The sequence below is a fragment of the Selenomonas sp. oral taxon 126 genome (genome assembly GCF_001683335.1).
In the GTDB taxonomy this organism is placed as follows: domain Bacteria; phylum Bacillota; class Negativicutes; order Selenomonadales; family Selenomonadaceae; genus Centipeda.
Genome location: NZ_CP016201.1, coordinates 1,604,181 through 1,624,694, shown reverse-complemented (window position 1 = coordinate 1,624,694; position 20,514 = coordinate 1,604,181). Strand labels below are relative to the sequence as shown.

20 protein-coding genes are annotated in these 20,514 nt (G+C 59.2%); all 20 read right to left on the bottom strand.

What is annotated here, in order from left to right:
* A partial coding sequence (locus AXF19_RS07390; RefSeq protein ID WP_237141542.1) for a methyl-accepting chemotaxis protein occupies nucleotides 1-1,531 on the bottom strand: 1,531 nt, incomplete at its 3' end.
* Between the two features lie 10 nt (nucleotides 1,532-1,541).
* A complete protein-coding gene (locus AXF19_RS07385; RefSeq protein WP_066847043.1) occupies nucleotides 1,542-2,462 on the bottom strand; it encodes a sugar ABC transporter substrate-binding protein in 921 nt (306 codons plus the stop codon).
* Nucleotides 2,463-2,521: 59 nt separating this feature from the next.
* Nucleotides 2,522-3,022 carry an acetolactate synthase small subunit gene (gene ilvN / locus AXF19_RS07380; protein WP_066847040.1) on the bottom strand — a complete coding sequence of 167 codons (501 nt, stop codon included), beginning with the start codon at nucleotides 3,020-3,022 and terminating at the stop codon, nucleotides 2,522-2,524.
* Nucleotides 3,023-4,705, bottom strand: a complete 1,683-nt coding sequence (gene ilvB, locus AXF19_RS07375) for a biosynthetic-type acetolactate synthase large subunit (protein ID WP_066850124.1) — start codon at nucleotides 4,703-4,705, stop codon at nucleotides 3,023-3,025.
* A gap of 166 nt (nucleotides 4,706-4,871) precedes the next feature.
* A complete protein-coding gene (locus AXF19_RS07370) occupies nucleotides 4,872-5,522 on the bottom strand; it encodes a ComF family protein (protein ID WP_066847036.1) in 651 nt (216 codons plus the stop codon).
* A 557-nt stretch (nucleotides 5,523-6,079) separates the two neighbouring features.
* A complete protein-coding gene (locus AXF19_RS07365) occupies nucleotides 6,080-7,132 on the bottom strand; it encodes an L-threonylcarbamoyladenylate synthase (RefSeq protein WP_066847033.1) in 1,053 nt (350 codons plus the stop codon).
* A gap of 10 nt (nucleotides 7,133-7,142) precedes the next feature.
* Nucleotides 7,143-8,021, bottom strand: coding sequence for a peptide chain release factor N(5)-glutamine methyltransferase (prmC, locus tag AXF19_RS07360; RefSeq protein ID WP_066847028.1), 879 nt, complete (start codon nucleotides 8,019-8,021; stop codon nucleotides 7,143-7,145).
* Nucleotides 8,021-9,085 (bottom strand): peptide chain release factor 1, encoded by a 1,065-nt coding sequence (gene prfA, locus AXF19_RS07355; RefSeq protein WP_066847025.1) that lies wholly within the window; start codon nucleotides 9,083-9,085, stop codon nucleotides 8,021-8,023. The genes prmC and prfA overlap by 1 nt, the downstream gene beginning before the upstream one ends.
* Nucleotides 9,079-9,993 carry a DUF1385 domain-containing protein gene (locus tag AXF19_RS07350; protein ID WP_066847022.1) on the bottom strand — a complete coding sequence of 305 codons (915 nt, stop codon included), beginning with the start codon at nucleotides 9,991-9,993 and terminating at the stop codon, nucleotides 9,079-9,081. The genes prfA and AXF19_RS07350 overlap by 7 nt, the downstream gene beginning before the upstream one ends.
* A 212-nt stretch (nucleotides 9,994-10,205) precedes the next feature.
* Nucleotides 10,206-10,406, bottom strand: a complete 201-nt coding sequence (gene rpmE / locus AXF19_RS07345) for a 50S ribosomal protein L31 (RefSeq protein ID WP_009657055.1) — start codon at nucleotides 10,404-10,406, stop codon at nucleotides 10,206-10,208.
* A gap of 163 nt (nucleotides 10,407-10,569) precedes the next feature.
* A complete protein-coding gene (locus tag AXF19_RS07340; protein WP_066847019.1) occupies nucleotides 10,570-11,856 on the bottom strand; it encodes an NAD(P)/FAD-dependent oxidoreductase in 1,287 nt (428 codons plus the stop codon).
* A gap of 203 nt (nucleotides 11,857-12,059) precedes the next feature.
* The gene (locus AXF19_RS07335) at nucleotides 12,060-13,442 is read right to left on the bottom strand and encodes an MATE family efflux transporter (protein ID WP_066847016.1); all 1,383 of its coding nucleotides are present in this window, start codon (nucleotides 13,440-13,442) and stop codon (nucleotides 12,060-12,062) included.
* Between the two features lie 25 nt (nucleotides 13,443-13,467).
* A complete protein-coding gene (locus AXF19_RS07330; RefSeq protein ID WP_066847014.1) occupies nucleotides 13,468-14,625 on the bottom strand; it encodes an N-acetylmuramoyl-L-alanine amidase in 1,158 nt (385 codons plus the stop codon).
* 91 nt (nucleotides 14,626-14,716) lie between these two features.
* Nucleotides 14,717-15,325 carry a MotE family protein gene (locus AXF19_RS07325; RefSeq protein WP_066847011.1) on the bottom strand — a complete coding sequence of 203 codons (609 nt, stop codon included), beginning with the start codon at nucleotides 15,323-15,325 and terminating at the stop codon, nucleotides 14,717-14,719.
* 46 nt (nucleotides 15,326-15,371) lie between these two features.
* Entirely contained in the window at nucleotides 15,372-15,971 is a 600-nt protein-coding gene (locus tag AXF19_RS07320) for a lytic transglycosylase domain-containing protein (protein ID WP_066847008.1), read from the bottom strand.
* Nucleotides 15,968-16,435 (bottom strand): flagellar export protein FliJ, encoded by a 468-nt coding sequence (gene fliJ, locus AXF19_RS07315; RefSeq protein WP_066846999.1) that lies wholly within the window; start codon nucleotides 16,433-16,435, stop codon nucleotides 15,968-15,970. Before fliJ ends, AXF19_RS07320 begins: the two co-directional genes overlap by 4 nt.
* Nucleotides 16,432-17,808 carry a flagellar protein export ATPase FliI gene (fliI, locus tag AXF19_RS07310; RefSeq protein ID WP_066846993.1) on the bottom strand — a complete coding sequence of 459 codons (1,377 nt, stop codon included), beginning with the start codon at nucleotides 17,806-17,808 and terminating at the stop codon, nucleotides 16,432-16,434. Before fliI ends, fliJ begins: the two co-directional genes overlap by 4 nt.
* The gene (locus AXF19_RS07305; protein WP_066846990.1) at nucleotides 17,805-18,596 is read right to left on the bottom strand and encodes a FliH/SctL family protein; all 792 of its coding nucleotides are present in this window, start codon (nucleotides 18,594-18,596) and stop codon (nucleotides 17,805-17,807) included. Before AXF19_RS07305 ends, fliI begins: the two co-directional genes overlap by 4 nt.
* Nucleotides 18,589-19,608: a flagellar motor switch protein FliG gene (gene fliG / locus AXF19_RS07300; protein ID WP_066846988.1), complete on the bottom strand. Its 1,020-nt coding sequence runs from the start codon at nucleotides 19,606-19,608 to the stop codon at nucleotides 18,589-18,591. Before fliG ends, AXF19_RS07305 begins: the two co-directional genes overlap by 8 nt.
* A 2-nt stretch (nucleotides 19,609-19,610) precedes the next feature.
* On the bottom strand, nucleotides 19,611-20,514 hold a 904-nt coding region (gene fliF / locus AXF19_RS15315), incomplete at its 5' end, for a flagellar basal-body MS-ring/collar protein FliF (protein WP_237141541.1).

Below are 20,514 nucleotides of genomic sequence, written 5' to 3'. Positions count from 1 at the left end.
TCAGAAGCTGCTGCGAGCGCGATGTTGTCGTCGCTGCGGTTTTTCGGAAGTACTCCGCATCCTCCTTGTATTGCACCGCCGTCTTGTCCATCAGGTCATAGTCACTGCGGATATTTTCGTCAATGAAGCTGAGCAGCTTGAACGTGCCGTCCGAGAGTGCCTGCACAGAGCCTGTGACCTGCCCCGTGAGCCCCTTGATCTTCTCCGCCGTGCCGCGCGACTGCTCGGCGAGCTTGCCGACCTCGCCCGCAACGACAGCAAAGCCACGCCCCTGCTCGCCCGCGCGCGCCGCCTCGATGCTCGCGTTCAGCGCGAGGAGGTTCGTCTGCTCGGCAATTTCGGAGATCTCGATGGTGAGCTGATCGATCTGCTCGACAACCTTTGCGGACTCGATCGCCTCAGCAACCGAGGACTTGGTTCCGCCGTAGACCTGCCCCGTATTCGTGCGCGACTGTGCCATGCTCGCCTGGAGGTCGGCGGCGCGCTGTGCAACCTCGCGCGTATATGCCTCGCTCTCCTCTGCCGCCGTCGCCGCGCCTTTAATCCCGTCGCTCAGACCCTCGCTGAGATGACGGACATTCGAAGTGGCGGCAGCCGTCTCCTCCATGCCTGCCGACATCTCCTCGGTGACAGCGGACATATCCTGCGTATCATTGTTCAGTTCGTGCAGCATCTGCTCGAGTTCGGCGACCATTGCGTCGGTCTGCTCCGCCTCCTCGTGCACCTGCTTCATAAAGCCCTGCATCTTGCCGAGCGCCTTTACAACGGTGCCGATCTCATCTGCACGCATGGAAAGCTCTGCGGGGATCTCACGCGAGAGATCGCCCGCCGCGACAGCGCTCAGGTGGTCGATGGAGGCAGCGAGCGGATCGGAGATATTGTCTGCAATGCATCGCGAGACGAGGATGCCGAACGCGACTGCCACGAGCAGAATGATGACAAAGCTGTAAACCGTACGCTCATAGCGTGCATTGTTCGCCTCAAAGACCTGCTTGCCCTGAAACACGTTGTCCGGTGTAAGCACCGCCATATTGCTTGAAATGACGGTGAGGGAGGCGAGGTTGTCAAAGATGGCGACGCGATCCGCAGGCGTCGTGCCCATATTGTTGATTGCGCCGACTTTATCTACTGCGACGCTCAGATTCTTTTCGAGTTCCGCAATCGTCGTCTGCGCCCGCTCGCTCGTGTCAATCTTCTTGAGCTCCTCCATATCGTGACGGATGCCGTCCAGATTGCCGAGTACGTCATCCACGAGGATCTTGCGGTTGTCCGCCGTAAAGCCCTCCTGCAGGATGTAGGGCAGATTGACGCTGATCTTACGCAGGCGATTGTTTGCATCGTTCAGGTACTGAGTGGTCATGAGGTTGTGATGGTACATCTCGTCGAGTGACTGCTTTGCCTGATAGTTCGCGTAGATGCCGACCGCCGCAACGATGACGAGCGCCACAAGGAGGAAGACGGAGAGGATGAATACCTTTGTCCGCACCGCGTAGTCCTTCATCGCATCTGCCGAGATGAATGGAATGTTCATAGCGCCCTCCTCACTTTGCCTGCGCGATATTGTCGGCTGTTATGGATGTAAAGGGAATCGCGAGATCACCCGAGGGTGGACTGCCCTTTAGGAATCCCTCGGCGAGCGTGAGAGCACCCTCGCCCTGCGCCTTGGCATCCTGCTTGATGGTCTGCGCCATCTCACCCGCCTCGACAGCGGCAAGTCCCGAGGGCGTTGCATCAACGCCCGAGACGAGGCAGCCCTTGAGGCGGTTCGCCCCCTTGAGCGCCGCAATCGCGCCGAGCGCCATCTCATCGTTGCCCGCAACAACGCCGTTGATCTCGGGGAACATATTCATCCAGAGCGTCATGGTCTTCAGCGCCTCCGCCTTGCTCCAGCCCGCATCCACAAACGAAAGCAGCTGAATATCGGGGCGCTTGTCAAGGCACGCCGCCTTGAACCCCTCCCAGCGTCCGACCGCACTGCCCTGCGTCGCATCGCCCTGGAGGTAGACAATCTTTGCATTCGGCGGCAGATGCGCCGCCATATACTCACCCTGCATGCGCCCCGCCTCTTTGTCGTCTGAGTAGGCGCGCAGAACCACACCGCCCGTCACGCTACGATTCACAGTGATGACAGGGATACCCGCATCATTTGCCTTTTCGATGGTCTTCACGATGCTCGACCCGTCCGCCGCGAGCAGGACAATCGCCCCCGCACCGCTGCTGATGGCCTCGTTCAGCTGGTCGATCTGCATATTGCCGTCATTCTTCGCGTCGAGGAATTCGACCTCGATGCCGTCCGCCTTCGCCTTATTTGCAAACGCATCCTTGATCTGCGCGCAGAAACCGTCGCTGTCATCGTAGTTCGCATAGACAACGCGATCCGAACTCGCGCCCGTCAGCCCGCAGCCCGCAAGCCCCAGACAGGCAGCCGGCACGAGCAGAAGCCCCCATTTCCTCAGATTCATGACATCCTCTCCTACATAGTATAGAATACAAATTGGCGGAGCAGCTGCACAGCCCCTAACTACATCTGTTTTACAGGTACGGGACCGCGTGAAAGCGCGATTGCCCCCGTCCGCGCGATCTCGATAATGCCGTAGTCGGAGAGCAGCTCCGAGAGGGCATCGATCTTCTTCGCGTCGCCCGTCAGCTCGACGACAACATTCTCCACACCGACATCCACAATGCGCGCGCGGAAAATGTTCACCACGTCGATAATCTCCGCGCGGTTCTCCTTTGTTGCATGCACCTTGATGAGGACGAGTTCGCGCGTGATGGAGTCGAACTGCGTGAGATTGACGATCTTCACCACGTCAATGAGCTTCGAAAGCTGTGTGACGACCTGCCGCAGTTCGTTCTCCGAGGCGACGGAGACGACGATGTTGATGCGCGTGACATCCGCCTCCTCCGTATAGCCGGCGGAGATGCTCTCGATGTTGAACGCACGGCGGCTGATGAGTCCCGCGATATGCGTGAGGACGCCGGGCTTGTTGTCGACAAGCACGGCAAGCAAATACTTATCCATTTATCTCCCCCCCAGCACCATCTGATCGAGCCGCTTGCCGCCCGGTACCATCGGCACGACATCCGCCTCCTCAGGCACGATGACATCGATGAGGCGTGCGCCCTTCTCACGCAGCACACGCGGCAACACCTCGTCAAACGCCTCCCGCGTCTCAATGCGGCAGGCGGCAACACCCATCGCCTCGGCGAGCTTTACAAAATCCGTCTTGCCCTTCAGCTCTGAGGCAGAGTAATGGTGACTGTAGAAGAGGCGCTGCCACTGCCCGACCATGCCGAGGATAGAGTTGTGCACAATGACGATCTTCACGTCGATATCGTTGTCCGCCATCGTGGCGAGCTCCTGACAGTTCATCATGATGCTACCGTCGCCCGTGATGAGGACGACCTCGCGCTCGGGACAGGCGAGTTTCGCACCGATCGCTGCAGGCAGACCGTAACCCATCGTGCCGAGTCCGCCCGAGGTGAGGAAACGGCGCGGCTCGTGGCAGTCGAAGAACTGTGCCGCCCACATCTGATGCTGCCCCACATCCGTCACACAAATCGCATCCGCATCGACGAGTTCGCGCACGCGGCTGATGAGCTCCTCGGGGCGGATGTCCTCCGATGCCTTCCACCCAAGCGGATGCGCGCGCTCCATTGAGAGCACCTCGCCGCGCCACGGACGGAACTTCACCGCAAGATCTTCCTGCACTGCACGCACAGCATCCACGAATGTGGGGAGCGTCTCGCGCAGATCACCGATGACAGGAATGTCCGCGCGCACATTTTTGTTCAGCTCGGCGGGATCAATATCGAAGTGTATGATCCGCGCCTTCGGCGCAAACGCCGCCGTGTTCCCCGTCACGCGGTCGCTGAAGCGCGTGCCGAGCGCAAGCAGGAGGTCGCACTCCTGAATCGCCATGTTCGAGGCATAGGCACCGTGCATCCCCGCCATGCCCGTATAGCCCTCGGTCTCTGCCGCAACGCCGCCGATGCCCATGAGTGTCGCAACGGAGGGCATCCCCGTGAGCGCGATGAGCTCGCGCACGCAGTCCGACGTATCCGAGAGCACAACGCCGCCGCCCACGAAGAGGAGCGGCTGACGTGCCGCAGCAAGTGCCTCCGCTGCCGCGCGCACCGCCTCCATATCAAAGGGGACGTCTCCTGTATAGCCGTGCAACTCCACATTTGTAGGATATGCGTAGTCAATCGGCGCATCGAATACATCCTTTGCCACGTCAATGACGACGACACCGGGGCGACCCGTACGCGCGATATAGAACGCCTCCTTCACCACGCGCGGAATGTCGTTCACATCTTTTACGAGATAGTTGTGCTTGGTGATTGGCGTCGTAATGCCGACAATGTCCGCCTCCTGGAACGAATCCTTTCCGATGTACGGATTCGCCACCTGCCCCGTGATGCATACCATCGGCACGGAATCCATATGCGCTGTCGCGATGCCCGTCACGAGATTCGTCGCGCCGGGCCCCGAGGTCGCAAAGGCGACGCCAACCTTGCCCGAAGCTCTCGCATAGCCGTCCGCCGCATGCGCCGCGCCCTGCTCGTGGCGCGTGAGGACATGCGGGAACTTCATCTTATATACTTCATCGTAAAGCGTGAGGACGGCACCGCCCGGATAGCCGAACACGACCTCCACTCCCTCCGCCCTCAGACTCTCCAAAAGAGCGCGTGCACCATTCATCAGCAATAGAACCCCTCCTAAATATGGATTTCCCCCATGATAATACAATTTCATTATAGGACTTTCCTGAAGATTTTACAAGCGAATTGCCCTTGCAGTCAATCATTCAAAAAAGACGCCTCTCGTGAAGCGTCTTTTTAAACGAAATATTTTCGCAAATCTGTCCTCACATATGTTCGCTTGCCAGAACAAAGGCATAGATGCGCCCTGCCCCCGCATGTTTTAGCGTACGCGCGCACTCCACGAGCGTCGCCCCTGTCGTCATGATATCGTCCACGAGCAGGATGTCCGCACCCGTCACATCCGTGCCATCCGAGACAGCAAATGCGCCGCGCAGTTCACGCCTCCGTTCCTCACGCGTATGCTCGTAGAGCGGCGCTGTCTCGCGCGTGCGAACGAGGAGCGGGGCGACGGGGATCTCATGCGTCCTAAGCCACGGTGCGAAGATCTCCTCCGCCTGATTAAAGCCGCGCGTCTTCCTCCGCTCCGGCGCAAGGGGCACGGGTACGGCGACAAGCGGACGCGGCAGATCATGAAGGACTTTCTCGCCCGCCACGAGGAGTGTGTGCAGTGCCGGGAGCGCCGCGCGTTTCTTCTGATATTTCAGCGCACGCAGGAGATCGCGTACCGCCGCGCGATATCGGGCAAATGCCCAGATACCGTCGAGATCTGCCATCATTTCCGCCGTTCGTACAAGCGCATGCGGCGTACTGAGACGACGCAGACAGGGCGCACAAAAATCCCCCCTGCGCTCGACATAGGCGGAGCAGTTCGGACAGCGCGGCGGGAAAATAAAGTTGAGGAATATTGAAAACAAATTTATTTCTCCAATCATTCCATTAAAATGGTTGCATAACGCCCTTGTTTATGGTATGATAAACACAAGAAAGAGATATATCTCCTAGAAACGTGAATGGTTGAGGAAAGGAGAATGTCTATTGACACATTTCATCCAACGTGGTGACCATGCCCCCTGATGGGAATGCATCTTTGAAGAAGACGCGAGGCAGCGCAGGGCGTTGACCTCATATGGCATTGCGTCAGCAAGGAGTGGCTTCCGCGTCGTCGACCCCACCGTTTGGGGTATGACAGTTTCTCTGTACGATTCGTTTTTCGAAAACCAAGCGCGCAAATTTGGATGATATTGAGATCTCCAAAACGGTTTCAGCTGAACGTACAATACACAGTCGCGTGAGCATGCGGTTCACGCGAGCCCGTACAACTGAATAAGGACGTGTTTAACTTTTATGTTTGTTGCTATATAACCGGCAGCTTGCTCGAAATAGAGCGGCTGTCGGTTTTTTATTTGCGTAACTAAGCGTTTGCGTGGAGTTCGCACGGTGGCAGTACGTAACATTTATCATAGTGCGAAGATCAAACAAATACGATATCTCCGCCGCTTGCCTTGCGCAGACGGTTCATAATGGCAGTCCCCAGCCCGACCGCCGCAGTTCCCTCGGCGAGGAGGGAGGTCACGGGTATGTCGTCAAAATGGCGGAGCGCGTCGTAGAGACAGGACGCAAGAGCACTGTGATTGCCACGCGCCCCGCAGTGATATGTGTAGTCTGCATGGATGATGTCGGAGAGTGCCATAATCGTCTCGTTGCTTGCAATGAGCGCAGGAATCTCGCCCGCAGCCGTCCGCCGCAGGAACTCCTCGCGCAGCGCTGCAGTGACATCAGCCCCCGCGCCCACGTAGACAGTGAGAGGGACGCGCGGCGCGTAGTGTGTGTACTTCATGCCGGGGGCGCGCGGTGCCGCATCCTCTGCCGTAAGTGCCGCATCCATACACACCTCGATGTGCGGTAGTTCCGCCGCAATCATCTCGCGTGTGACAGCACCGGGGCGCAGAATGGTGACAACGCCCTCCTCCGTACAGTCGACAATCGTGGACTCCACCCCTAGGCGGCAGCTGCCGCCGTCGAGGATGAGCGGGATACGCCCCGCCATATCCGCATAGACCATCGCCGCCGTCGTTGGACTCGGACGCCCCGAGGTATTTGCGGACGGCGCGGCAATCGGCACACCTGCGGCACGAATCAGACGGCGCGCCGTGTCGTGGTCGGGACAGCGCACGCCGACGGTCGAGAGCCCACCCGTCACGATATCGGGGATGTGCGCGGCTTTCGGCAGAATGACAGTGAGAGGGCCGGGGGCAAATGCCGTAAGGAGATGCGCTGCAAGCGGCGGCACATCTGCAGCAACATCGTACGCCATCGCAAGATCGGCGATATGGAGGATGAGCGGATTGTCGGAGGGACGCCCCTTCGCCTCATAGATCCGTGCACACGCCGCCGCATCCAGTCCGTTTGCACCGAGTCCGTAGACCGTCTCCGTTGGAAACGCGACGAGCCCGCCTCTCTGAATCAACGCGGCGGCACGCTCAAAATCGGCGTCCGAGGCGGGGCGCAGTATCTTCGTATCCATTGTATCCTCCCTACTCCGTATACCCCACCACAACGCGCTCAATCCCCGCGAGATCCTTCAAAATCTCCGTCCGCACAATGCGCGGATGCGCCATCGCAAGTGCCGCAACGGCAGCCGCCTCATCAATCCCAACCTCGACGGCGATTGCACCGCCCTCTTTCAAGAGAGCAGGCGCATCTGCCATCAGACGGCGGTAGATATTCAGCCCATCCGTGCCGCCGTCGAGTGCAAGATGCGGCTCATAGCTGCGCACCTCGGGCATGAGTGTCGCAATATCCGCCGTCGGGATATACGGCGGATTCGAGAGAATCACGTCATAGCTGTGCCCCGCGAGCGGCGCAGTGAGATCGCCCACATGCACCTCGATGCGTTCCGCAAGACCGAGCCGCTCCGCATTCTCCCGCGCAACCTCTGCCGCAGCAGGAGAGATGTCCACGGCATCCACGCGCGTCCCCTCCGTATAGTGAAGGACGGAGAGCGCAATCGCCCCCGTCCCCGTCCCAATGTCCGCGACAGAGTGCTCGTCGCCCCCTTCTGCCGCGCGCGCGCGCAGAAAGTCCACGGCGCACTGCACGAGCAGCTCCGTATCGGGGCGCGGGATGAGCGTATCGCGCGTCACGTGAAAATCCAGCCCCATAAATTCTCGCGTGCCGAGTACATAGGCGAGCGGAACATGCGCCGCCCGCTCCTTTACGTGCGTGCGATAACGGGCAAGCTCCGCAGGTTCGAGAGGCTCATCGAAATGCACATAGAGGTACATCCGATCCTTGCCGAGCACGGCGCCGAGCAAGATCTCCGCATCAAGGCGCGGATTCTCGATGCCGTGCTCACGAAAGAAATCCGTCGTCCATGCGAGGAGCCGCGCAATCGTCCAAACAGTATCCGCCATCAGTTCACCTGTTTCAGCCGCTCTGCCTGATCCGCCGTGATGAGCCCCGCGAGGATTTCGTCCAGCTCGCCGTCGAGTACGGCGTCGATCTTGTAGAGGGTCAGCCCGATCCGATGGTCGGTCACGCGCCCCTGCGGGAAATTATACGTGCGGATGCGCTCGCTGCGGTCGCCCGAGCCGACCTGACTGCGCCGATCTGCTGCGACGGCGTCCGCCTGCTCCTGCTGTGCGCGGTCATAGAGACGCGCGCGCAGCACCTTCATCGCCTTCTCACGGTTCTTGAGCTGCGACTTCTCATCCTGACACTGCACGACAATCCCCGTCGGGATGTGCGTGATGCGGATCGCCGTCTCCGTACGGTTGACATACTGCCCGCCCGCACCCGAGGCACAGTAGGTATCGATACGCAGATCGTTGGCGTCGATCGTAACCTCGACCTCCTCCGCCTCGGGCAGGACGGCAACCGTGACAGCAGAGGTGTGGATACGCCCGCCCGACTCCGTGACGGGGATGCGCTGCACGCGATGTGTTCCGCTCTCGTATTTCAAACGGCTGTATGCCCCGACGCCGTTCACGAGAAACGAAATTTCCTTAAAGCCGCCGATCTCCGTTGGATTGCTGCTGAGAATCTCCGTCCGCCACCCCTGTCGCTCGGCATAACGCGCGTACATGCGAAAGAGACTCGCAGCAAAGAGCGCCGCCTCCTCGCCCCCGACACCGCCGCGAATCTCGACGATGACATTCTTGTCGTCGTTTGGGTCGCGCGGCAGGAGGAGGATCGGCAGCTGCTCGGCGAGTTCGTCACGCCGTACCTCCGCTTCGGCAATCTCCTCTGTGAGCATCTCCTTCATCTCGGAATCTGCCTCGGCGAGCATCTCGCGATCCTCTTCGATGGTCGCGAGCGCCGCCCGATACGCGTCGTACGCCTCCACAATCGGCGTGAGCGCCGCGTGCTCGCGCGTATACCGCTGCCACTTCGCCATATCTGCCATCACGTCGGGGTCGCTCAGGAGAGCCTCGAGCTCATGATATTTGTCCGCAACGGCGTTCAGTTTGCTTAACACGTTACTTCCTTTCGGTAGTTCCCACTGCCTTCGGGGATGTCTTCGGGCGGCAACACTGCCTTGAGCGACTCGATCGCAACCTCGACCATCTCGTCGGCGGGCGGGCGTGTCGTCAGATATTGCAGCCACAGCCCCGGCGTAATCAAAATGTGAACAATGCGGTTCTCGCTGCGCCCCGCAAAGCGGATGATCTCATAGGAGACACCAGCAACCACGGGCAGGACAGCGAGACGGCTCAGGATGCGCAGCCAGAGGTCGGGCCAGCCGAAGAACACGTGAAAGACGATGGCAACGACCATGACAATGAGGAGAAAGTTCGTCCCGCAACGCGGGTGCAGACGCGGGAATTTCTGCACGTTCTCCACGGTCAGTGCCTCGCCCGCCTCGTAGCAGTGGATCGTCTTGTGCTCCGCGCCGTGGTACTGGAAGACACGGCGAATCCCCCCCATAAAGGAGATCCCCCAGATGTAGAACAGGAAGACCGCAAGGCGGATGCCGCCCTCGATGAGGTTGAACACGACGGGATCGTCCGTATACGCAGCCGCGAGATGTGCCGCGCCCGTCGGGATGACGATGAAGAGCACGCTCGCGAGGACGAGCGCAAAGAGGATCGTCATGGCGACCTCCTTCTTCGTCATCTGCTCCTCCTCCTCGCCCGCCGCCTGTGCGGAGAACGAGAGTGCGCGCATGCCGATGACGAGGGATTCCACCATGATGACGGAGCCGCGGATAAGCGGCAGATTGAGTACGGGGTAGCGGTCGCGGATCGAGGTGACGGGATGCGTCTCTACCTCGATGGTTCCATTCGGAAGGCGCACGGCGGTCGCGGTCTTTGCCGCGTCGCGCATCATGACCCCCTCAATGACCGCCTGTCCGCCGACCGCAAGATCAGTAATTTTCTTTGGCATAGTTTTCCTTGCTATTCGCTATATATATGGTGTAAGCCCCACGCGATCACTTGCTCCACTAGGGTTCGCTTAGGGGCATTACACCATAAAGAAATACATCATTGTTCTTAGGAAGTATCAAAAAAGAGACTATCACACGATCTCTCGTGCAATAGCCCCTCCCTGTTGTCGTGCAGTAAACAGGCAAGGCGCACAGCACCTCACCATGGTCACTACTTCCGTGCATAGCGCTTCTGGAACTTCTCGATGCGCCCGCCCGCCTGAACGTCACGCTGACGCCCCGTGAAGAACGGATGGCACTTCGAGCAGACATCAATACGCAGATCCTGCTTCGTCGAGCCCGTCGTGAACGTATTGCCGCAGCCGCACGTCACCGTCGCCTCGAAGAACTCGGGATGAATGCCCTCTTTCATGTAAATACACCTCGTTTCTTTTGCCGGATACAAGCGCACTTGTGTGCGCTTGGTTGAACTCGGCGTGTCTTGCCGAGAACGAGTCATGGAAACAAACGCCCTGCGTTCATTACCGCGCAAGTATAGCACAAAACAGCGCGGTGTGCAAGTAGTTCGGCAGCCTTCACTCCATCTTGCTGAGAATGATACGCGAGACGCGCGTCCCGAAGAAGAAATTCCAGATCCACTTGACAGAGACCGTGAAATCCGAATATTTTCCCGCAAGGCGAATGAGGTGGACGAACATCCATGCGAACCAGGCGAAGAACCCCTTTGCCTTCATCGTGAAGCCAAGTAGGGGCATGGGGCCGTTCATGACCGCCTCGCCCTTGCCGATCGTCGCCATTGCACCGAGATCCTTGTAGACAAATTTGCCAAGCTGATCGGGGGTCTTACCTGCAATCAGCGCCATGATATTCTCTTTGACCTGCATGGCCTCCTGAGTCGCCACAGGCGCAACCGTCGGGAGCGGACGCTCGAGTCCTCCGTGCTGGAAGTTCGCGCAGTCGCCGATGGCAAAGACGCAGTCGCTGCCGGGCACGAGGAGATTTTCCTCCACAATGATGCGCCCCGCGCGATCCACCTTGCTGCCACAGTCCTTGATGAAATCCTGTGCGCGCACGCCTGCCGCCCAGATGACCGTCTTGGTCGGGACAACCTCGCCGTTGTTCAGCTTCAGATCGTTCCCGTCGTACTCCGTGACCGCCGTATTGAGGCGTACGTCGACGCCCTTTTTGCGGAGCACGTCGATCGTATACTGCTGCAGATCGGGCGGCACCATCGGCAGGACGGAGCCCATCGCCTCGAGGAGGGTGACATGAACCTCGTCAAAGTTGATCGAATGGAACTCCTTCTTAAAAATCTGGATGAGCTCCATCAGCGCACCCGCCATTTCGATGCCCGTCGCACCGCCGCCGACAATGACAAAGTTGAGGTGACGCCGCCGTTCCTCTGTCAGGGAGGGAGATGTCTTCTTGGAGGCACGTTCAAACTCATGGATGATATGGCTGCGCAGGGTCATCGCTTCCTGTAGGGTCTTCATGGCGTAGGAATTGCGTGCAACGCTCTCGTTGCCGAAAAAATTAGTCGTTGCACCCGCCGCGAGCACGAGGTAGTCATACGCGATCTCGCCGTGATTTGTCATGAGTACGCGGCGCTCCTGATCGACGCCCGTCGCCTTGCCGAGAAAGAACTCCACATTCTTGTAATTCTTAAAAAACTCACGCGTCGGATAGGCAATCTCTCCCGCCGACAGCACAGCCGTACTCACCTGATAGAGGAGTGGTTGGAAGAGATGATAGTTGTGCCGATCCACCAGCGTGATCCGCACATTTTCCTTCGCGAGTTCCTTTGCGAGACGCACGCCGCCGAATCCGGCACCGACGATGACAACATGCTTCTGATCTGCCATAATGACCCCACTCCTTGTTGTATAGTGAAAAAAATCACATAGTCGGATATTTTTTTACTATGAGAACTGTCCTATGAGTATCTTTCCCCTCATGCGCTACATCATACCACGTTTTCCAGGAAATTCAATAGGATTTTTTTCACGGAAGGAGATTATTTACACTGTATACAAGAACGCCCATACGGGATTGTTTGCATAACATTTCACATAACAGATGATTCGTGCAAGATCTGCTTCTTCGCCTGCCGCATGCGCTGCTCGATGATGCGCAGGCGGATCATGAGCATGACTGCGCCGACGATGATGCCGCCGTTCAGCCCCACCCAGTAGCCGAAGGGACCAAGCTCCGTCCAGCCCGCGAGCACGTAGCCGCTCGGCAGACCGATGCCCCAGAACGAGAGCACGGCGAGCCAGAACGTGACCGTGACATCCTTGTAGCCGCGCAGTGCCCCCTGCAGGGGTGCGTTCACGCAGTCACAGAACTGCATGACGAGCGCATAGAGGAGGAAGACACGCAGGAGCTCCTGCACCTCGGGATTCGTCGTATAGAGCGCCGCCACGAAGTCGCGCATCGCCGCAAGTGCGAGCGCAATCATGCCGACAAAGACGAGCGTAAGGACACGGCTGAGACGGATATAGGCGCGCGCGCCGTTCTCGCGGGCGCCGCCGACCTCGAAGCCGACGAGGATCGTGATCGCCATCGAGACCGAGAGTGGCAGCATATAGACAATTGTGGTGAAGTTCATCGCCGCCTGATGCGCGGCGAGCACGGTCGTCCCGTACGCCGCCATGAGCAGCCCGACCGCACCGAAGATGCTCTGTTCGCAGAACACGGTCAGTCCGATCGGGACACATATCTTGAGCAGTGCCCACCAGTCGCCGAGGATCGGACGCGGCAGACGCGCAAGCACATAATAGCCGGCGAACTGCCTGATCCGGAGAACGGCGAGTATATTCAGCACCAAAAAGACGCAGTAACTCAGCGCCGCACCAAGTCCCGCGCCCGCCCCGCCAAAGGCAGGGACGCCAAACGCACCGTACATAAAGATATAGTTGAGTACGACGTTGATTGGAATCGTCGTCATCGTGATATACATGGTGAGGCGCGTCCGCCCGTGCGCGTCGATGAAGTTGCGCAGCACGCTTGCGGGCGCAATGGGGATGATGCCGAGCGCAATATAGGAGAGATAGTCCATCGTGATCTGCTCGACCACAGGCTCGAGTGCGAGCGCGTGCACGAGCGCCGGAACGGTCAGCACGCCGCATACGAGCAGGAGTATAGCAAGAAGCGTCGACCAGTAGAAACTCTGCTGGACGACGCGCCGAATTGCAAGCGTTTGCCGCGCGCCGTAATGCTGTGCGATCACGGGCGTCAGACCCGAGACGAGCCCGACAAAAGCGCCAAACACGGGGAAGAAGATGCTTGCCCCGACGGCAACGCCCGCCAGATCCTCCTTGCTGATATGTCCCGCCATAACCGTATTAAAGAAGCCGGGCGCCATGAGGGAGATCTGCGTGATGAGAATCGGGAGCAGCACGATGAAGAACTGGCGCGCACGCGCGGGGTATCCGTGAACTTCCTGCAAGATTCCCCTCCCCCTCTTCTAAATATCACCCAAAGTAATCGGCAATGCCGTCCGCAATGCCCTGCGCGATTTTTTTGACACCCTCGGCACTATTCATCATCTTTTCCTCATCGGGATTCGAGATGAAGGAGATCTCCACGAGAATTGCGGGCATGTCCGTATGTTTTACAACGTAGAAATTGCACGTCTGTGTCCCTCGGTCAATCGTCCCGATGGAGTCGATGAGCGCCGTGCGCACGCAGTCAGCAAGGCGCTTGGACTGCTTTGTGCCCTGCGTGTAGTAATACGCGGTCGTCCCCTTCACCTCGCGGTTCGTAAATGCGTCCGCATGGATGGAGAGGAAGATGTCCGCCTTTGCCTTATTGGCGACATCGCAGCGTGCCTGAAGCTCCTCGACCGATGTCGCACTCGCGCCCTTCTCGGAGACCTCCGTATCCCCTGTACGCGTGAGGATGACCGTTGCACCCTCCGCCTCAAGGAGGCGCTTGAGCTCGCGGCTGACACGCAGGGTCACAGACTTCTCCATGATGCCCGTCGGTCCGATCGCCCCCGAGTCGCTGCCGCCGTGTCCGGGATCGATAGTGATTTTCCGTCCCTTTAGCCCAGTGATGGCATCCAGATCGCGGTCAATCTGATCCTTGGCACGCGCGTCCTGCTCTTCCTCCTCCTCTTCATCCTCATCCGCCTCAGACGGGAGGGAGGGGATGACTGCAGGCTCAGTATCACGCGGCGGTTTCGTCACATTTCCGGCGGGTGAGCCACCAAAATCCATAACAATGCGCGGTTTTCCGGAGTCGAGGGAAAAGACCTTATAGTCCCCCTTTCCCACCGAGGTCTCCACCACGATGCGCACCGTCGTCGCGTCGAACTGTGCCACACGCACGCCTGAGACGAACGGCGAATCCACCGCCGTATTCTTCTTCGCCTCGGGCGCAATCCACGCATTCTGCACATCCACAACGATGCGTGTTGGATTTGCAAGCACGCTCTGCTGATAGGAGACAGGACGATCCGAGTCGATGACAATGCGAACATTCCCATCGGTCTTTCCGATCCGCACCCCCGTAATCTTTGCCATCTCCTTTGCGCGGTCACTAAATGCCGCCTCCGCAGAATGTGCGGCAAAGGTGATGCCAAGAACAGAGACAAGCACGACAGCAACCAGTAAAAATATGCGGCGCAAATGTATCCCCCCAAACAATAAACGGATAAAAACCTGCGAAACAGCCTCCCGGCTCCTTCGCAGGTTCTCTCTATCCTGTGCTCTGTCTCCCCTATTGCTGCGGCGCAGCCTCTTCCCCCTGTTCTATGCCGGGTACTTGCGCTGCAGCTGCATTGCGTGCATTCCGCGTGCGCTGCGGCACGCCCTCATAGATGATCTGTGTAATCTGGGCAGCGCGCTCAGGCTCGAATGCTGCCATGACCTTTGCTGCATTTCCCTCGTCCATGCGCTGAAGGATGGCAATGCAGAGGTCAATGTCCAAACTCTCCATGACCTTTGCAGCATCTGCCGCCTTCATGTCGTTATAGAGGCGCGCAAGCTTTGTTACGCGCTTCTTCTCCGCTGCCTCGCGCTCCTTCTGCTGCTTTTCAATCTCCTCTTTCGTGATCTTCACATTCTCAGGAGCCTTCTTCGGTGCCGCCGCAGCGGATGCCGGAGTGCCCGCTGATGCGGGAGGTGACGACGCCGTCTCGGCTGCATTGTGCTGCTCTCCCGCCGGCGGAACAAAGTACTCGCCGACGACGGGAAGCTCGTGGAGCCCATACTGCTCATTGAGCGCCTGCGTGTCAAAGAGACGGAGATAGACGCCGAGCGCAAAACCTCCCGCAATCAACACGAGGAGTAAGATCAGTATGAATAGGATCTTCAATTTCTTCCACATGGAATTCCCTGCCCTCTTTCTCTTCCCCTGTCAGTGCCCAATGCGTTCAGTGATAGATATCCAGAACACTCGTCACGTAGTTCTGCGTCTCTGCATACGGAGGAACGCCGCCGTATGCCTTCACTGCATCCGGTCCCGCATTGTAGGCGGCAACCGCCTTCTTCACATCGCCGTCAAAGGTGTCGAGCATCTCGCGCAGGTACTTCGCGCCGCCTTCGACATTGCTCTTCATATCGTAGGGATTGACACCAAGCCCTGCTGCCGTCTCCGGCATCAGCTGCATGATGCCAACCGCACCTGCAGATGAAACGGCATTTTGATCACCACCGGACTCGACCTCTGCAACGGCAGAGACAAGCTTCGGGTCGACGGCATATTTCGCGGCCGCCGTGTGAATCATGCGCGCAAGATCGGGATTCGCAAGACCTTCCTGTGCGACCCCCACTGACTGATGTGCTGCGTTTGTCTCCTGCACGCGCTGCGTGGCATTCGCCTTTCCTGCCGCAGACGCTGTATTCTTATCGATCTCCCGCTGCAGCTTGGCGGCAAAATCCATACCCGGAAGCTGCTGATTCTGAAGGGAGAACTGCCCCTCAATCTCCGCAATGCGCGCCTGTATCTGCTGGACGCCCGAAAGATCCATCATACTGCTTCCTCCAATTCCCTATTCCGCATGGTCAGCTGCAGGCCGATCTCGTCGAGCATCTTCTGCTCCTCCTGCAAGACCTCCGCCTTGTATTCCGCAAGGCGCTTTTCCTTCAGTTTCTCAATGCTCTTGAGGGCACTCATCTGCTCCATCAGAACCTTGAGGCGCTTCTGCCGCTCGGCACTCGCCTGCAGGATCACCTGCTGCTGATCCTCAATCTGCTGTCGCTTCCATCCAAAGAAGCGGTTGAAGCTCATGAGCGTACCGATCTTGATGCGTGTCCCCTCTCGTGAGAGTCTCTCGTAGTCCCGCTGCCCTTGGTGCATCTCCTCGAGCAGGCGCCGCTGATAGGCACGCGCATCCTCAAGGCGGCGCACGGCTTCGGCGAAGGCAACCTCTGCCTCCTCCTTCTTCATGCGCGTCACCTTGAGCAGGGTCTCAAGCTGAAATCGAAATTTTTTCATGCGCTTTCCTCAGCGGTCGGCGCAGCCTTGCCCACTGCTGTGAGCAGCTGCTTCTCCGTCTCCTCATAGGAAGTCACTTCGTAGATGTCCTGACAGAGGAAGTCGTTGATGCCGTCAATCCGCTGAATCGCTGCGTCAATCTTCGGACTCGAGCCCTTGACATACGCCCCAATGTGGATGAGATCCTCTGCCTCGGCATAGACCGCCATAAGCTGTCGCATCTCCTGCGCCGCCTCGAGATGGCTCTTGTCCACGACCTCGTACATAACGCGGCTGACGCTGCCGAGCACATCGATCGCGGGGAAGTGGTTCTGTGCCGCAATCCGGCGCGAGAGCACGATGTGCCCGTCGAGGATGGAGCGCACGGCATCCGCAATCGGCTCATTCATATCATCGCCGTCCACGAGGACGGTATAGATGCCCGTGATCGAGCCCTTCTTGCTCGTACCGGCGCGCTCGAGAAGGCGCGGCAGCATCGCAAAGACGGACGGCGTATAGCCGCGCGTCGCGGGCGGCTCACCGATGGTGAGCCCGACCTCGCGCTGTGCCATGGCAAAGCGCGTGACAGAGTCCATCATGAGCACAACCTTGTGCCCCTGATCGCGAAAATACTCGGCGATTGCCGTGCCCGTCATCGCGCCCTTGATGCGGACGAGCGCGGGCTGATCCGAGGTTGCAACGACGACAACGGAGCGCTTGAGCCCCTCCTCGCCAAGGTCTCGCTCGATAAAATCGCGCACCTCGCGTCCGCGCTCCCCCACGAGGGTGATAACGCTGATGTCCGCCTCGGTATTGCGCGCCACCATCGAGAGCAGCGTCGACTTGCCGACGCCCGATCCCGCCATGATGCCGATGCGCTGCCCGTCGCCGAGCGTAATCAGCCCGTCGATCGCGCGCACGCCAACGTAGAGGTTCTCGTGAATGCGCGGACGCGTGAGCGGCGGCGGCGGCGGTGCCTGCAGGGGATACTCTTCCTTTGCGAGAATCGGCCCCTTGCCGTCGATGGGATTGCCGAGTCCGTCGAGCACGCGCCCGAGCAGCTCCGGCCCCACCTTCACGCGCAGGCGGCGCCCCGTTGCAATGACCTCGCAACCGGGGCCGATGCCCTGCATCTCGCCGACGGGCATGAGAAGCACGCTGCCCTCACGGAAGCCCACGACCTCCGCAGGGATTGGCGGCAATCCCGCGAAATGCGAGCTCACATAGCAGAGCTCACCAACCGTAACCGTCGGTCCCTGCGACTCGATGACGAGTCCGATGATCTGCGTTACCTTGCCCGTCAGCTTCATAGGCGAGGAGGCATGCAGTGCATCCCGGAATTTTTGGATATCTATGGAAAATGGGGGATTCCCCCCCGTTTCACTCATATTCATAGCATCACTTCCCGCACAGCTTTTTTGAGCTGTTCGATCTGTGTCTGAAGCCGCGCATCCACGTTTCCGTTCGGGGTCTCCACGAGGCAGTCCCCTGCCTTCAGCCCCTCATCCGAGGTGATCGTGAGGTTCGTATCCCCTGCCGTCAGTATGCTGCGCAGCTCATCACGCGCCATCAGTACAAAGTCGTAGCTGTTTGGCGGAACGTGGACGACGATCTCCTTCTGATCCTTGACGCGCAGGATGGCATCGCGCACCACGGGCAGAACCATCTGCGGCACATCAATGAAATGCTGCGGCAGGACGCGCTCGACCGCTGTCATGGCGATCGATACGATGTCCTCCTCTGCATTCACCACATAGTCACGTATGGCATCACGCGCATCGCGCAGGGTTTTCTCCGCCTGTGCGTTGGTCTGACGGATGAACTCCGCCATCTCCTCGCGCACGGCGGCTTCCCCCGCCTCACGGCCTGCGGCAAAGCCCTCCTCATGCCCCTTGGCACGAGCCTCCTCGCGATCCTGTTCGATCTGTGTCTGCGCCTCAGTGAGAAGCCGGTCACGTTCCTCCTCGGCTTCCCCGCGAAGGACTGCAACCTGGATCTCCGCCTCCTTGACGCGCTCATCCATTGCCTGCTCACGCTCTGCAATGCGTGCAAGCAGATTCTGAACGGCCTCTTCGCTCAGCCCTTCCTCCTCGCCATCCTCGCGCGGCGGCGGTGGAGGGGGCGGCACGTCGATGAGATGCGGATTCTCTTCCCAGACGGCTGCCTTGATAACCCTAGACAATCATCTCGTCTCCCTTGCCACGCGAAATCACAATCTCGCCCTTGTCCTCGAGTACGCGGATGACGCCGACAACCTTCTGCTGCGCCTCCTCGACATCGCGGATCTTGACCGGTCCCATGAACTCGATCTCCTCGCGCAGCATATCGGCAGCACGCGTCGACATATTCTTGAAGACCTTCTCCGCGACCTCCTGCGGCGTTGCCTTGAGCGCAAGCGAGAGATCCTTTGTCTCCACCTGGCGCAGGACGAGCTGCAGCGAGCGGTCGTCGATCTGGACAATGTCCTCGAAGACGAACATGAGCTTCTTGATCTCCTCGGCAAGCTCGGGATTGTCGACCTCGAGGGTCTCCACAATCGCCTTTTCCGTCGTGCGGTCGACGCGGTTGAGCACCTCGACAATCGCCTTGATGCCGCCCGCCGATGTAAAGTCCTGCGTCACCATCGAGGACAGTTTCCTCTCGAGCACGCGCTCGACCTCGCGGATGAAGTCCGGCGACGTGCGATCCATCATCGCCACGCGCTTCGTGACCTCAACCTGCGACTCGGGCGGCAGCGAACCGAGGACGATGGCCGCCTGATCGGGTTCGAGGTACGCCATGATGAGCGCAATGGTCTGCGGATGCTCGTTCTGAATGAAGTTGAGCAGCTGGGCGGGATCCGTCTTGCGCAGGAAGTCGAAGGGACGTACCTGCAGACTCGTCGTGAGACGGTTGATGATCTCGAGCGCCTTGTCGGGTCCGAGCGCCTTCTCGAGGACGTTCTGCGCGTACTGCAGGCCGCCCGAGGAGATGTAGTCCTGTGCCATGCACATGGAGTAGAACTCGGCGATGACCTCCGCCTTGAGCGAGGAGGATACCTGCTTCTGATTTGCGATCTCGAGCGTCAGATGCTCAATCTCATCGTCATCCATATGCTGAAAGAGCTTTGCCGAGTACTCGGGTCCAATCGCAATGAAGAGGATTGCCGCCTTCTGCTGATTGGTCAGATCACCGCTGCCATACATATCCGGCATACTTACTCCTCCTCCGAAAGCCAAGTCTTGACGAGGAGTGCAACCTCCTCGGGCTTGGCATCAATGAGCGCAAGAAGAGCCTGCCGCTGATTGATCTGCTGCTGCTCCTCCTCGGAGAGATCTTCTTCCTCGACCTCGCCTGCTGCAATCGCCGCAGCACGCTCCTCCGCAATACGCTCCTCTTCGAGGCGCTGTGCCTCCTCGGCAGCCTCGCGCTCGAGACGCTTCTTGCGGCGGTACATGAGGATGCCGGCAATAATGAGGGCAATGACGAGCAGGGCGAGTCCGACCTGCGTGTAGAAGATGCGATCCTGACGATCCTTCTCCGCCTGCTCCTCTGCGGCGCGGCGTTCTGCCGCCTCCGTGCTGAACGGCAGGGGCTCAACGGAGATCGTATCGCCGCGCGAGGGGTTGATGCCCGCTGCGCTGCTCACCGTGCGTAGGATGCTCTCCTGCTGCGGCTGGGTCACATCGTCGTTGACGAGAACGGCGACCGTCAGGCGGCGGATCGACCCCGGAGAGGCGATGACGTGCTGACGTTCCTCGTTGATCTCATAGTTCTTTGTGGATTCCTTCTTCTCATACTCGGCGTTTGCGTTCGCCTCCTGCTCCACGTAGCCGGGGACATTGCTCTGCACGCCCGCAGGGCCGCCGGGGTTCGTCGAACTGCCGACGTAGCTCTCGGAGATGTCCTGCTGACTGCGGATGATGCCCGCATCGTCCACAACAGGGGTAAAGGTCTGACGATCCGTCAGGCGGTCGTCAAAGTCGAGCTCCACGCTGACGCGCGCAAAAGCACGCCCCTCGCCAAGCGTCTGATCGAGCAGGGACTGCACCTTCTTCTCGATGTTGTCCTGCACCTTGCGCGTCATGTCGAGCTGCGTGAGCGTCTTGACGCCGATGGAG